The 12,439-nt window shown below is 63.6% G+C and carries 12 protein-coding genes; 6 read left to right on the plus strand and 6 right to left on the minus strand.

Features of this window, described 5'->3' with window-relative positions; translation table 11 throughout:
- The 3 genes from EOA22_RS10745 to EOA22_RS10755 form a co-directional block, all read left to right on the plus strand.
- Positions 1 to 926: efflux RND transporter periplasmic adaptor subunit (locus EOA22_RS10745; protein ID WP_127389964.1), on the plus strand; the 926-nt coding region annotated here is incomplete at its 5' end.
- Positions 927 to 1,006: 80 nt separating this feature from the next.
- Positions 1,007 to 4,180, plus strand: a complete 3,174-nt coding sequence (locus tag EOA22_RS10750) for an efflux RND transporter permease subunit (protein WP_063169179.1) — start codon at positions 1,007 to 1,009, stop codon at positions 4,178 to 4,180.
- A gap of 92 nt (positions 4,181 to 4,272) precedes the next feature.
- Positions 4,273 to 4,431: a DUF3309 family protein gene (locus EOA22_RS10755; protein WP_013529196.1), complete on the plus strand. Its 159-nt coding sequence runs from the start codon at positions 4,273 to 4,275 to the stop codon at positions 4,429 to 4,431.
- Positions 4,432 to 4,488: 57 nt separating this feature from the next.
- On the opposite strand, the gene EOA22_RS10760 is transcribed toward EOA22_RS10755, so the two are convergent.
- Positions 4,489 to 5,448, minus strand: coding sequence for an SDR family oxidoreductase (locus EOA22_RS10760; protein WP_063169178.1), 960 nt, complete (start codon positions 5,446 to 5,448; stop codon positions 4,489 to 4,491).
- 91 nt (positions 5,449 to 5,539) lie between these two features.
- Complete coding sequence (locus EOA22_RS10765) at positions 5,540 to 5,749, minus strand: DUF680 domain-containing protein (protein WP_063169177.1); 210 nt, start codon at positions 5,747 to 5,749, stop codon at positions 5,540 to 5,542.
- 114 nt (positions 5,750 to 5,863) lie between these two features.
- On the opposite strand from EOA22_RS10765, the gene EOA22_RS10770 reads away from it, so the two are divergent.
- Positions 5,864 to 6,772, plus strand: a complete 909-nt coding sequence (locus tag EOA22_RS10770) for a LysR family transcriptional regulator (protein ID WP_063169176.1) — start codon at positions 5,864 to 5,866, stop codon at positions 6,770 to 6,772.
- Here EOA22_RS10770 and EOA22_RS10775 read toward each other — a convergent pair.
- The 3 genes from EOA22_RS10775 to EOA22_RS10785 all read right to left on the minus strand — a co-directional run bounded on the left by EOA22_RS10775 (position 6,736) and on the right by EOA22_RS10785 (position 9,146).
- Positions 6,736 to 7,911: an MFS transporter gene (locus EOA22_RS10775; RefSeq protein ID WP_063170353.1), complete on the minus strand. Its 1,176-nt coding sequence runs from the start codon at positions 7,909 to 7,911 to the stop codon at positions 6,736 to 6,738. The two genes, EOA22_RS10770 and EOA22_RS10775, sit on opposite strands and share 37 nt — an antisense overlap.
- A 117-nt stretch (positions 7,912 to 8,028) precedes the next feature.
- The gene (locus EOA22_RS10780; RefSeq protein WP_063170352.1) at positions 8,029 to 8,337 is read right to left on the minus strand and encodes a DUF1244 domain-containing protein; all 309 of its coding nucleotides are present in this window, start codon (positions 8,335 to 8,337) and stop codon (positions 8,029 to 8,031) included.
- 11 nt (positions 8,338 to 8,348) lie between these two features.
- Positions 8,349 to 9,146, minus strand: a complete 798-nt coding sequence (locus EOA22_RS10785) for an N-formylglutamate amidohydrolase (RefSeq protein ID WP_127389965.1) — start codon at positions 9,144 to 9,146, stop codon at positions 8,349 to 8,351.
- A 245-nt stretch (positions 9,147 to 9,391) separates the two neighbouring features.
- On the opposite strand from EOA22_RS10785, the gene EOA22_RS10790 reads away from it, so the two are divergent.
- Both EOA22_RS10790 and pyk read left to right on the plus strand, forming a co-directional pair.
- Positions 9,392 to 9,880, plus strand: coding sequence for a DUF1036 domain-containing protein (locus tag EOA22_RS10790; protein WP_063169175.1), 489 nt, complete (start codon positions 9,392 to 9,394; stop codon positions 9,878 to 9,880).
- Positions 9,877 to 11,313, plus strand: a complete 1,437-nt coding sequence (gene pyk / locus EOA22_RS10795; RefSeq protein ID WP_013529204.1) for a pyruvate kinase — start codon at positions 9,877 to 9,879, stop codon at positions 11,311 to 11,313. The genes EOA22_RS10790 and pyk overlap by 4 nt, the downstream gene beginning before the upstream one ends.
- 42 nt (positions 11,314 to 11,355) lie before the next feature.
- Here the strand turns inward: pyk and EOA22_RS10800 are convergent, their stop codons facing one another.
- Positions 11,356 to 12,420, minus strand: a complete 1,065-nt coding sequence (locus EOA22_RS10800) for an alpha/beta hydrolase (protein WP_063169174.1) — start codon at positions 12,418 to 12,420, stop codon at positions 11,356 to 11,358.
- Between the last annotated feature and the right edge of the window lie 19 nt (positions 12,421 to 12,439).

Here is a 12,439-nt window from a genome sequence, read left to right on the forward strand (position 1 = left end):
TTTCCGGGCTGACCGAAGCCGACAAGCGGGCGGTGCTGGCGACGCGCGTCGCCGGTGTCATCGACAAGCTGCCTGTCAAGCAAGGCGATCACGTCAAGACGGGGGATCTGGTACTGATGCTTGCGGCGGAAGAAAAGATCTCGATGGTCGACAATGCAAAGCAGTTGGTGGTGCAGCGCCAGGCCGAGTTGGACGCAGCCTTGCGGCTGATGAAGACCGGCAATCTGCCGAAGCTGCAGCTCGACACCGCGCGCTCGAACCTGACCTCGGCGCAGTCGCAACTGGAAACGGCACAGGCCGAACTCGACCGCAACGAGGTGAAGGCGCCCTTCGACGGCGTTATCGACCGGGTGCCGGTGGAACTTGGCAGTTCCATCATGCAGGGCGGCGAGGTGGCAACCATCCTCAAGCTCGATCCGGTGATTGCCCGCGGCGAAGTCAGCGAGCGCGATCTCGGCTACCTGAAACTCGGGGACAAGGCCACCATACGGCTGGTCAGCGGCCAGACTGTCGAAGGCACCGTGCGCTACATCAGCCGCGACGCCTCTTCGGCGACCCGCACCTTCCGCGTCGAGGTTGCCGTCCCCAATGCCGACGGCTCCGTGCCGGCCGGCATGACGGCGGAAATCGCACTCAGCGCGTTGCCGCCCGATGCGGTGCTGCTGCCGCGCTCGGTGGTGACGCTCGGCGACAAGGGCGACCTCGGCATCCGTGCCGTCGGCAAGGACAACAAGGTTGCGTTCTTCCCCATCGACCTCGTCGACGACACGCCGACCGGCCTGGTGCTTGGCGGCATCCCTGCCGATGCGCGCATCATCGTTGCCGGCCAGGAACTGGTGAAGGAAGGCGATGAGGTCAAGCCGGTCGAAGCCGACCAGGCAACCATCCAGAAACTGCTGGGCGAAGCGACCGCCGGCACGCAGTAGCATGGGGTACGGCGGACAGACCCCGGGCGGGGACACTTGGCTGCGACGCAGCTCGTGAAATTCAAGAACAGGCGTTAGCCATGGATATCGTCAGACTCGCAATCAACAATGCCCGCCTGACCATTTCGGTCCTCGTCTTCCTTCTGCTCGCCGGCTGGGTCGCCTATCAGTCGACGCCGAAGGAAGCCGAGCCCGACGTTCCGATTCCGATGATGTATATCAGCCTGATCTATCAGGGCATTTCGCCTGAGGATTCGGAGCGCCTTCTGCTGCGGCCGATGGAAAGCAAGCTGAAGAGCCTGAAAGGCCTCAAGGAAATGCGCTCGGCCGCCTTCCAGGGCGGCGGCTATGTGCTGGTCGAGTTCCAGCCGCAGACAAATCTGGCGACGGCCTTGCAGGACACGCGCTCCAAGGTGCAGGACGGCAAGGCCGACCTGCCGCAGGCGGCCGAAGAGCCGGTCGTTACCGAAGTCAACATCTCCGAATTCCCCGTCCTCGTCGTCACCCTGTCGGGCGAATTGCCCGAACGCGTGCTGACCGCCGCCGCGCGCGAACTGCGCGACCGTATCGAGGAAGTGCCAGGCGTCCTGGAGGGCTCGTTGCAGGGTTCGCGCGACGATCTTGTCGAAGTCGTCATCGATCCGATGAAACTGTCGTCCTACGGGTTGCAACTCGATCAGCTGATCGGCGCTGTCGGGGCCTCCAACAGTCTGGTCGCCGCCGGCAATATCGAAGGCTCGGAAGGCAAATACGCCGTCAAGGTGCCGTCACTGATCGAGACGCCCGAGGACGTGGCGGCCTTGCCCGTGGTCGCCGGCCCCAATGCCGTGGTGCAGGCCAAGGACATCGCGACGATCCGCTCGACCTTCGCCGATGCCACGACGATCACGCGCCTCAATGGCAAGCCGGCCATCGCCATCGAAGTCAAGAAGCGCATCGGCGCCAATCTGATCGACACGCTCGCCAAGGTGAGGGAGGTGTCCGACGCCTACGTCAAGACGATGCCGCAAGGCATGAACGTCACCTACACGCAGGACAAGTCGGTCTTCGTCAACCAGTTGCTCGGCGATCTGCAGAACCACGTCATGATCGCCGTCATCCTGGTGTTCATCGTCATCCTCTACGCGCTGTCGGGTCGTGCCTCGCTGCTGATCGGCCTGGCCATTCCGTCGTCTTTCCTGATCGGCATCCTGCTGCTGGCGATGATGGGCTACACGATCAACATGATCGTGCTGTTCAGCCTGATCCTGGCTGTCGGCATGCTGGTCGACGATGCCATCATCGTCACCGAGTTCGCCGAACGGCGGATGAGCGAAGGCATGCCGAAGGCGGAAGCCTTCGCATTGGCCGCCAAGCGCATGGCCGGTCCGGTCATTGCCGCGACGATGACGCGCATAGCCGCCTTCTCGCCACTGCTGTTCTGGCCGGGCATCATCGGCGACTTCATGAAGTACATGCCGATCACCCTGATCGTCACGCTATCGGCCTCGATGCTCTATGCGCTGGTGTTCGCGCCGACGCTGGGGGCGATCTTCGCCAAGGCGCCGGAGCATCATGAGGATGATAATCGCGACGGCTGGTACATGGCGATCGTCAAGCAGGCGGTGCGGTTTCCGATTACGGTGGTTTTGCTGACGGTCGCTCTGCTGTTCGGCGTCGGCTTTGCCTATTCGAAATATGGCGCCGGTGTCGAATTCTTCCCCAGTGTCGAGCCCGACTACGGCCTGCTCTACGTGCACGCGCGCGGCAACCTTTCGCTGGCCGAAATGGATACGGCGACCAAGATTGCCGAAAACAGGATGCTCGGCTGGCCCGGCATCAAGTCGGTCTACACCCGCGTCGGCAAGACACAAGGCGGCGGCCAGGATGTCCCTGAAGACGTCGTCGGCGTCATCCAGTACGAATTCATAGATTGGCGCGAGCGCAAGTCGGCGAACCAGATCCTGAACGATTTGCGCGGCGTCATGGCCGGCATTCCCGGCGTCGATGTCGAGGTGCGCGTGCCGGAGGCCGGTCCGCCGACCGGCAAGCCGATCCAGATCAGGCTTTCGGCCGTCGACCCCAAGGGGCTCGACGACAAAGCGCGCGCGGTTGCGGCACGCATCGGCAAGGTGCCTGGCGTCATCGACATTTCCGACGGCCTCCCGCCACCCGGCGTCGACTGGGCGCTCGAGGTCGACCGTGCCAAGGCAGCGCAATATGGCATCAGCCCAACCGCTGTCGGCACAGTGGTGCAACTGGTGACCAACGGGCTGAAGCTTTCGGAATACCGGCCTGCCGGCGCCGACGACGCCGTCGACATCAGGCTGCGTCTGCCGGAAGACCGGCGCACGCTGTCGACGCTCGACGAGCTCAGGGTGCAGACCTCGCAAGGCTCGGTGCCGATCTCGAATTTCGTCGTGCGCAAGCCGGAGCCGACGGTCGGTATCCTCAACCGTATCGACGGCGCGCGCACGGTGGTCGTCCAGGCAAACGTTGCCGCAGGCGCCCAGGTCGCGGCCGTGCAGGCGGAGGTCACCAAGGCCGTCTCCGGGATGGATCTCGGCAGCGGCATACGTTGGAAGCTGGCCGGCTCGAACGAAGACAGCGCCGAGGCCAGCGCCTTCCTTGGCAAGGCGTTCGGGGCGGCGATCTTCCTGATCTTCCTGGTGCTGCTGATGCAGTTCAACAAATTCACCAGCGTGCTGATGGTGCTGTCCTGCGTGGTCATGGCGACGGTTGGCGTGTTCCTGGGGCTGCTGATCACAGGCGAGACCTTCGGCATCGTCATGTCGGGCATTGGCGTCATCGCTCTGGCCGGCGTGGTGGTGAACAACAACATCGTGCTGATCGACACCTATGACCGGCTGCGCGAAGAAGGCTGGGACAAGATGGACGCGGTGCTGCAGACCTGCCGCGAGCGCGCCCGGCCGGTGGTGCTGACGGCGGTGTCGGCGATCCTCGGCGTGTTGCCGATCGCCTTCGGCCTTGGGCTGGAAATCTTCCATCACGAGACGACGATCAACGCGCCGTCGACGCAATGGTGGATTTCGCTGTCCTCGGCGATCGTCTTCGGCCTGTCCTTCGCCACCTTGCTGACGCTGGTGGTGACGCCGTCGATGCTGATGATTTTCACGCGCAGCAAGAACAGCCGCTTCTATGCGTTTTTCCGCCGGCTGTTCCGGCGCGGCAAGGGAACGGTTTCGCCGACCGACAGGCCTGGCCAGGAAGCAGGCGACGAACCGGAAATCGCCTTTCCGAAAGCCGCCGAATAGACCCCATCGCCGATTTGACCGCAGAGGCCGCCCGGAACAACCGGGCGGCCTCTGCATTGTCTCTGAGCGAAACGTCGAAGCGAGGGCTTCTCATGCCGATCACCACCATCGTCATCATCGTCCTGATCCTTGTCCTCATCGGCGCGGTGCCGGCCTGGCCGCATTCGCGCTCCTGGGGTTATGGGCCGTCGGGTATTGTCGGCGTCGTGCTGGTGGTGCTCATGGTGTTGCTGTTGATGGGACGGCTCTGAGGCGCCCTCTCGTGGATTGTTCAGTGTGCAGAGGGGCGGCGCCCATGATCGCGGGAGTCAGGCAGCTTTCGCAACGCCATTCACGGTGGCAATGCCGATATCGCCAAGAGCTTCAGCAACCGCCTGATCCAACGGCGTGTGCGGGATCTCGCCGACGATGCCTTCCAGCCGTATCGAAGCCAGCTGATGCGGCTCGAAGCGCAGGTAGGACATGGAGACGATCTCGCGCCACATCGCCACGAACGGGCTGCCAGCGCGCAGCACCCACCAGGGCATCGAAGTCATCTTGAGCGGACGACCAATAGCCTTCTCGGCAGCGGCCTTGATCTGCAGATCGGTGACCGCGTGGCCCGGAAAGTTCAGCGCTTCATAGAAGCCGAGCTTGTCCAGATTGCGCGCCAGCGCGACGAAACCCACAGCGAAGTCAGGCAGATAGGCCCATTCATGCACGAGCTCGACCGGGCCAGGCGCGGTGTAGATACCTTTGTTGATCTTGGCGGCAACGATCAGGTCGAACCATGATCCGCTGCCGGTGCCGCCGAAGAAATCGCCGGCCCGCAGAAGAATGGTGCGGACGCGGCTCGCGTCGGCCTCGCGACGAAACAACTCCTCCATGGCGCAGCGGATGCGGCCCTTTTGCGTGCTCGGGTGGAAGGGTGTGTCTTCCGATATCACCGCCGGCATCGGCGAGCCGTAATTGTAAACGGTGCCGGGGAAGAGGTGCAGTGCGCCGTTCGCGTGGCAGGCGGCCATGACATTCTGCGCCATCGGCAGGCACTTGCCCCAGTCGGTGTAGATCGGGTTGAGGCCGTTGAAGACGATATCGACACCTTGCGTGGCGCGGATGAGGGCCTCGCGGTCGAGAGCGTCACCGGCAACGGCCGTGGCGCCCTTGAGTTCGGCCGGTACCTTGCCGTTGCGGGTGACGGTGCGGACCTCGTAGCCCGCGTCGATGAAGGCCTTGGCGACCACGCGGCCGAGCCGGCCACCGGCACCGAGAATTGCGATCTTGGTCATTGGAAGCACTCCTGGTTGGGATTTAGGTGGTCGGTCGGGCGATCGGTACCAGCGACAGCGCGATCGGGATCAGCGACAAGCGCGATCGGGATCAGCGGCTGCCGAAGAGGTCGCGGTTGCTGCCCTGTGTGACCGGCTTCCGGATGGCCGCATCGGGGTTGTGAATCGAAGCGGTGGTCGTGTCGTCGGTGCTGGTGGCGGCCGGCTGGCTGGCGTCGTTCGAACCAAACTTGTCGCTGCCGGCAAAAGCGGCGCTGACGGAAATGAGGATAGCGGCGGTGGTGAGAGCGATCTTGGTCATCTGAGTTCTCCTGGTAGGTGTTTGCAGTCCGTGTTGGTGTCTGCAGCTGGAATATGGGCGCTTCGAATACGAATGGAAATTGACTAAAGGTGGCGTTCTGATATTCATAAATGAATGGCAGAAATCGACTGGAACCTGATCAAGAGCTTTGTCACCGTGGCGGAATCCGGCAGCCTGTCGGCTGCCGCGCGAAAGCTTTCGGCCAGCCAGCCGACGCTTGGCCGTCACATCGGCGAGTTGGAACAGGCGCTGGGCGTCACGCTGTTCCGTCGAGGACGGCACGGCTACGAACTGACGGAGGCCGGCAGCACGCTGTTGGAACGCGGCAAGGCGGTCAGCGAGCAGGCAAGCGCCTTCTCACTCCTGGCACTGGGTTCGGTCGAGGCTATCGAAGGCACGGTGCGTATCGCCGCCAGCGAGGTCGTGGCGGCCTATGTCCTGCCTGAGATGACGATGCGGCTGGGGATCGAGGAGCCCGGCATCGAGGTCGAGATCGTCGCTTCCAATCAGGTTGAGAACCTGCTGCGTCGAGATGCCGACATCGCCATCCGCATGGTCAAGCCGGCGCAGAACGAGCTGATGGCACGCAAGGTCTGCGACATCGAGCTCTGCGCCTGCGCGGCCAAATCCTATCTCGACAGGCGCGGCCGTCCGCTGAAGCCTGCCGATCTTGTCGGCCACGATCTGGTCGGCTTCGACCGCGGCGACGAGATCATCAGGGGTTTTACCCAGCACGGCATCCCCGTCACCCGGAGCAGCTTCCGCTTCAGGACCGACAACCAGATGGTTTTGTGGGAAGCGGTGCGGGCGGGAAACGGCATTGGTCTTGGCCAGGAGCCGCTGGCCGACAGGGATCCTTTGATTGAGAAGGTGCTGCCTGACCTGCCGCTGCCAGTTCTGCCGGTGTGGCTGGCGATGCATCGCGACGTGCGTACCAGCGTGCGCATCCGCCGTGTGGTGGATTTCCTTCACGAGGAGCTGAAACGCTATTCTGCGGGTGCTGGCGCGAATTCGGCGCGGTGAGCGAGCCCGGCCATCAGCAACACGATGATCAGCAGTCCCGACATGGTGATGAAGATCGGGCCGAAGCTGGAATGCTCGGCAACGAAGCCGATCGCCGACGGCGCCACCAGTATGCCGCAGTATCCGATCGTTGTGACCACGCTCATGCCGGTGCCGGAAGACATGCCTTCCTGGTTGCCGCCGGCCGAAAAGATGATCGGCACCATATTGGCGATGCCGAAGCCGCAAAAGGCAAAGGCTGCAATGGCGAGCCAGGGCGAGGGCGCCAGGCCAGCCACCAGCATGCCGACCGCGGCTACGAGGGCCGACGCGCGTAGCGTCGTCACCGCGCCGAAGCGATTGCGTATGCCGTCGCCGAAGAACCGCGTAACCGCCATGACGCCTGAAAATCCGGCGTAGGCGAGGCCGGCGACGGCGAGATCGGCGCCGAGCTCCTGGCGCAGATACAGGGCTGCCCAGTCGAGCACCGCGCCCTCGGAGATCATCGCCAGTAACGCCATCAGCCCGATCAGATAAACCAGCGGGTTTGCCGGCAGTGCGAATTTGTGGTGCTCGGCCGCCTGCGGTCTGTCTTCGGCGAGGAGATAGCGAACGGCCACCGCGATCACCGCGAAGGCAAACGCCGTTACTGCCGCCGCGTGGACGAGGTGGCCGTAATGCTGGATGGCAAAGCCGCCGAGGCCGCCACCGGCAAAACCGCCGAGACTCCAGAAGCCGTGCGAAGACGACATGACGGCGCGGGAGAGCCGCCGTTCGACCACCACGGCGTTGGCATTCATCGCAACGTCCATGCCACCGATCGAGCCGCCGAAGATGATCATGGCAACGGCCGCCAAGGGTACGTCGGGCGCCAGCGCCACGACCATGAGACCGAGGCTGCCGCACAGGGCGAACCAACGCAGTACGGTGCGCGAACCATGTCTGGAGATCAAATGGCCACACCAGGTCATCGCGACGACGGCGCCGACCCCAAACAACAGAATCAGCAGACCGAGCGTGAACTTCGAAATCTCCAGCCGGGTCAGGAACACCGGAATCTGCGGCGCCCAGCTGCCCGTCAGGAAGCCGTTGGCGAGGAAAATGGCCGCGAGCGCCCATCGGCCGCGAATGGCAGTCAGCTTGGCAGTTGACGCGTTCATGAGGCGAATCCCGCAAGAAATGGCTTCGCGCGGCAAATTAGATCGATTCAATTTTCAGTCAAGGCTCTTTCGGGAAGCATTTTTTGAGCCAAACACAGCCTTGAGTGATCGCCGGCCTTAATGGTCCTTGTGGCGCCTTGCCTCGAATTCGGCCTTCTTGGCGTCGGAGGCCTCGGTCTGGTTGAGCGCCTGCCATTGCGCATAAGGCATGCCGTAGACGATCTCGCGCGACTGATCCTTGGTGAGACCGACGCCCTCGGCATTGGCCGCCTCGCGATACCAGTTCGACAGGCAGTTGCGGCAGAAGCCGGCGAGGTTCATCAGGTCGATGTTCTGCACGTCGTTGCGTTCGCGCAGATGCTCGACCAGCCGGCGGAAGGCGGCCGCCTCGAAATCGCGTTGCTGCTCGTCGCTGAGTTCGGTCATCGAAACCTCCGTCATAGCGGCCCGGTGCGCGAGCCGAACATCTTCACCACATGTATATCGGGACGGCGGTCGATGGCGTCAACGATCGGCGCCAGCCGTTCGGCCCAGGCGAGCGCGCCCTTCTGGTCCGATATCAAATCCTGTCGGATCTCGATCAGCGCATGGGCGAAGCCGTTGACGATGGCGTGCTTGTACATGGTGTCGCCGCGCAGCGCGCCGTCATAGGGTTCGTTGTCGCCGACGACGAGGTTCCTGTCCTGCGCCAGCATGTCTATCAACGGCCGCGCCACGCGGTCGTCGAGGTCCCACAGGATGCCGACGTGCCAAGGACGCTGGATTCCTTGCATGGCCGGGGTGAAGGAATGCACCGAGAAGATGAAGGGCGCCTGGGCGGAAGCCTGTGCGACCGAGGCGATCATGGCGCTGACGGCGTCGTGATAGGGCCGGTAGAACCCGTCGAGCCGCCTCTCGCGCTCCTCGGCAGCGATGGGGTAGTTCCCAGGTACGACCGTGCCGTCATAAAGCTGGCGAATGAGCGTCGGGTCGTCTTCGCCGCGATTGGGATCGATCAGCAGCCGCGAAAAATTGGCGAGCACCGGTGGCACGCCCAGCAGGGCAGCCAGTTCGCGCGTCACGCCCTCGACGCCGATGTCATAGGCGATGTGGCGGTCGAACTCCGCTGAGGGCAGGCCGAGGCTGCCATAGTCGTCGGGCAGGTCGCGACGGGCATGATCGCCCAACAGCACGATGCCTCGCTTGCGGTCGCCCTCGATGATGTCGAAAGGCGCGAAAACTGTGGATCGGGTCATTGGCGGGAAATGGTCTGTTCGCTGGCTTCCGGGGAGGATGCTATCGTCATTCCACGAAGACGACGCTTGCGCAATGCCGTTGTTTGGCCAAGGTTTCCCGGGAAATCTGGCACAAGTCGGCGAATTGTGCGCCGGAGCCTTTCTAAATCGATTGGAATTGGACAAAACGGTGCGTTGACATGCGCCCGGACTTTTCCGAAAAGGGGCGCAGAGAGATGCTGATGTGGTTTTTGAGGGGTTTTCGGATGAGTTCCGCCGGCGGGCAGCGCATGCGCTCTGCCTTTGCCATGCCGCTCCTCACTCTTGCCATCGGCCTGCCGGCCATGGTCGTGGCTTCGCCGGCGCGTGCCGATTTCCGCGTCTGCAACGCCACGCAGAACCTGGTTGGTGTCGGCATCGGCTATCGCGCCAAGGCCGGCTGGATCACTGAAGGCTGGTGGCACATCGAGGGATCGAGCTGCAAGACGCTGATCGAAGGGCCGCTGTCATCAAGGTTTTACTATCTTTATGCAGAAGACGCCGAACGCGGTGGACGCTGGGACGGCCCGATCAACATGTGCGTGGCTGAAAAAGAGTTCAAGATCGCAGGCGTAACCGACTGCGTCGCCCGGGGCTTTCAGCGCGCCGGATTCCAGGAATATGACACGGGCGAACAGGCAAGCTGGATGGTCCAGCTGACCGATGAGTCCACAACGGGAGGCGCTCCAGCCACCCCGGGAACAAACAGTCAATGAGACGTAGCCGCAAGGTCAAGATCCTAGCCACCATCGGTCCTGCCTCCTCCTCGGAGGAGATGCTGAAGAAACTGTTCGAAGCGGGCGCCGATGTGTTCCGCATCAATATGAGCCATACCGACCATGAACTGATGCGCACGCTGGTCGGACGCATCCGCGCTGTCGAGGAAGCCGTTGGCAGGCCGATCGGCATCCTCGCCGATCTGCAAGGGCCAAAGCTGCGCGTCGGCAAGTTCGCCAACGGCAAGGAAGTGCTGACGCAAGGCCAGACCTTCACGCTCGACGACAATCCCGAGCCCGGCACCTCGACCAGGGTCTATCTGCCGCATCCGGAAATCCTGAGCTCGGTCGAAGCCGGCCATCGCCTGCTGATCGACGATGGCAAGCTCGAGCTGAAGGCGGTGAAGAGCGACGGCAAGTCGATCGTCTGCACCGTCGTCGCCGGCACCACGATTTCCGACAAGAAGGGCGTCAGCCTGCCTGACACCGACCTGCCGGTCGGCGCGTTGACCGAGAAGGACCGCAAGGACCTCGATGCCGTGCTGGCCACAGGCGTAGACTGGGTGGCGCTGTCCTTCGTGCAACGGCCGGAGGATCTGGCCGAAGCGCGCAAGATCGCACGCGGCCGGGCGCTGATCATGGCCAAGATCGAGAAGCCGCAGGCTGTCGCCCGGCTGGCCGAAATCATCGAACTGTCCGACGCGCTGATGGTCGCCCGCGGCGATCTCGGCGTCGAGATGCCGCTCGAGGCGGTGCCCGGTATCCAGAAGCAGATCACGCGCGCCGCACGCCGCGCCGGCAAGCCGGTGGTGGTTGCAACGCAGATGCTGGAATCGATGATCACGGCACCGGTGCCGACCCGCGCCGAGGTGTCCGATGTTTCGATCGCCGTCTTCGAAGGCGCCGATGCCATCATGCTGTCGGCGGAATCGGCGGCGGGTGCCTATCCCGTCGAGGCCGTGGCAATGATGAACCGTATCGCCACCAAGGTCGAGACCGATCCGACCTATGCCGGCATCATCAACGCCCAGCGCTCCGAGCCGGAAGCGACCGGCGCCGACGCCATTTCGCTGGCCGCGCGCGAGATCGCCGAAACGCTGAAGCTGTCGGCGATCATCACCTACACCGCATCAGGCACCACAGGCCTGCGCGCCGCCCGCGAGCGGCCGCAAGTGCCTGTTATCGCGCTGTCGCCGATCCTCAACACGGCGCGGCGGCTGTCGCTTTTGTGGGGCACGCATTGCGTTGTCTCGCCCGACGCCGTCGACCTCGACGACATGGTCAACCGCGCCTGCCGCATCGCCTTCGACGAAGGCTTCGGCAAGCCGGGCGACCGCGTCATCATCACCGCGGGCGTACCGCTGCGGACACCGGGTTCGACCAACATGCTGCGCATCGCCTATATCGGGTCGGACACACAAGTCAGCCGCTAGATTCCCAAAGCGTGTCGGCTCTGAACGGTTCGGGCGACCGCCTTAGGTCGGCGCGAGTTCGGCCTGCGGTACCTTGATATCGGCGCATCTGCCGGCGCCGTAGGCGTCGCCGGCGATGCGCGCCTCCACGGTCCTGGCCATCGCCTGCAGGTCGACACTCTTGCCGGCGACCTTCTCGATGGCGCCGACGGTCAGGTCGGGCGCCATCCAGTCTGGCTTGTGACCGAGATTGTGCACCCAGACGAGTTCGGCACCGGCAATGTCGCGCGCCAGACCGACCGAATGGATATGTGCATAGACCACCTTGTCGCGATCGCCTGAAATGACCACGGTTGGCGCCTTGATCTCGTTGTAGCGCGGTGCGGCGTCGAGGGCATAGCGATAGAGCCCGGCGACATCGGTGGCGTTGGCGCGAAAGGCTTTTGGTCGCAGCACCAGCGGGATAGAGGCCATTCCGAGATAATTGTCCGGCACCTTGTTGGGCGAGAAAACGCAGGTGGTGGCGTCGGCCATCTGCAGTGTACCGGCCGGATAGGTCAGCGTTTCGGAAAACAGCCAGCCGAGCACGGGAATGGTGGTCAGATCGTAGTACCAGGCGGTTGCGCCGCCCGGCCATGGATGGGTCGCCGGTGCGAGGAAGACCAGTCCAAGTGTCTTGTCTGGATGCTCGCGGCCAAAGGCCGATGTCACCACGCCGCCGAAGGAATGGCCGACGATGACAGCCTTCCTGATGCCGAGATGGTCCATCAGTGCGGCAATGGTGTTGGCCTGCGCCGACGGGTTCTCGTTGTTGGTGCCGCGACCCGACCAGCCGTGGCCTGGCCGGTCGAAGAACAGCATTTCGGCGCGGCCTTCGAGCAAGGGACGCAGCGGCAGCATCTGGTCCCTGAGATTGGCGCTGGCGCCGTGGATGAAGACGATCGGCGGCAGCTCGGCGTTGGCGGGTGCCGGAACATGGACATAGTGGATGCGGGCGCCGTCGATGTCGGCGAACTCGCCGAACGGCGGATCGCGGTGCTCGATCAACCATGAGCCGACGCGGGTGATGCCGACAAAGCCGAAGACAAGCGCCATCAGGAAGGCAAGGGCGGCGTAGATCAGGTTCATGGGGAAGATACGGAAGTGG

This window comes from Mesorhizobium sp. M7A.F.Ca.US.014.04.1.1, from assembly GCF_003998745.1.
GTDB classification, from domain to species: domain Bacteria; phylum Pseudomonadota; class Alphaproteobacteria; order Rhizobiales; family Rhizobiaceae; genus Mesorhizobium; species Mesorhizobium ciceri.

Coding starts and splice junctions, on each gene's coding strand:
- EOA22_RS10800 (WP_063169174.1), bottom strand. CDS start 12,420: ATGAACCTGATCTACGCCGCCCTTGCCTTCCTGATGGCGCTTGTCTTC.
- EOA22_RS10750 (WP_063169179.1), top strand. CDS start 1,007: ATGGATATCGTCAGACTCGCAATCAACAATGCCCGCCTGACCATTTCG.
- EOA22_RS10755 (WP_013529196.1), top strand. CDS start 4,273: ATGCCGATCACCACCATCGTCATCATCGTCCTGATCCTTGTCCTCATC.
- EOA22_RS10760 (WP_063169178.1), bottom strand. CDS start 5,448: ATGACCAAGATCGCAATTCTCGGTGCCGGTGGCCGGCTCGGCCGCGTG.
- EOA22_RS10765 (WP_063169177.1), bottom strand. CDS start 5,749: ATGACCAAGATCGCTCTCACCACCGCCGCTATCCTCATTTCCGTCAGC.
- EOA22_RS10785 (WP_127389965.1), bottom strand. CDS start 9,146: ATGACCCGATCCACAGTTTTCGCGCCTTTCGACATCATCGAGGGCGAC.
- EOA22_RS10775 (WP_063170353.1), bottom strand. CDS start 7,911: ATGAACGCGTCAACTGCCAAGCTGACTGCCATTCGCGGCCGATGGGCG.
- EOA22_RS10770 (WP_063169176.1), top strand. CDS start 5,864: ATGGCAGAAATCGACTGGAACCTGATCAAGAGCTTTGTCACCGTGGCG.
- EOA22_RS10790 (WP_063169175.1), top strand. CDS start 9,392: ATGAGTTCCGCCGGCGGGCAGCGCATGCGCTCTGCCTTTGCCATGCCG.
- pyk (WP_013529204.1), top strand. CDS start 9,877: ATGAGACGTAGCCGCAAGGTCAAGATCCTAGCCACCATCGGTCCTGCC.
- EOA22_RS10780 (WP_063170352.1), bottom strand. CDS start 8,337: ATGACCGAACTCAGCGACGAGCAGCAACGCGATTTCGAGGCGGCCGCC.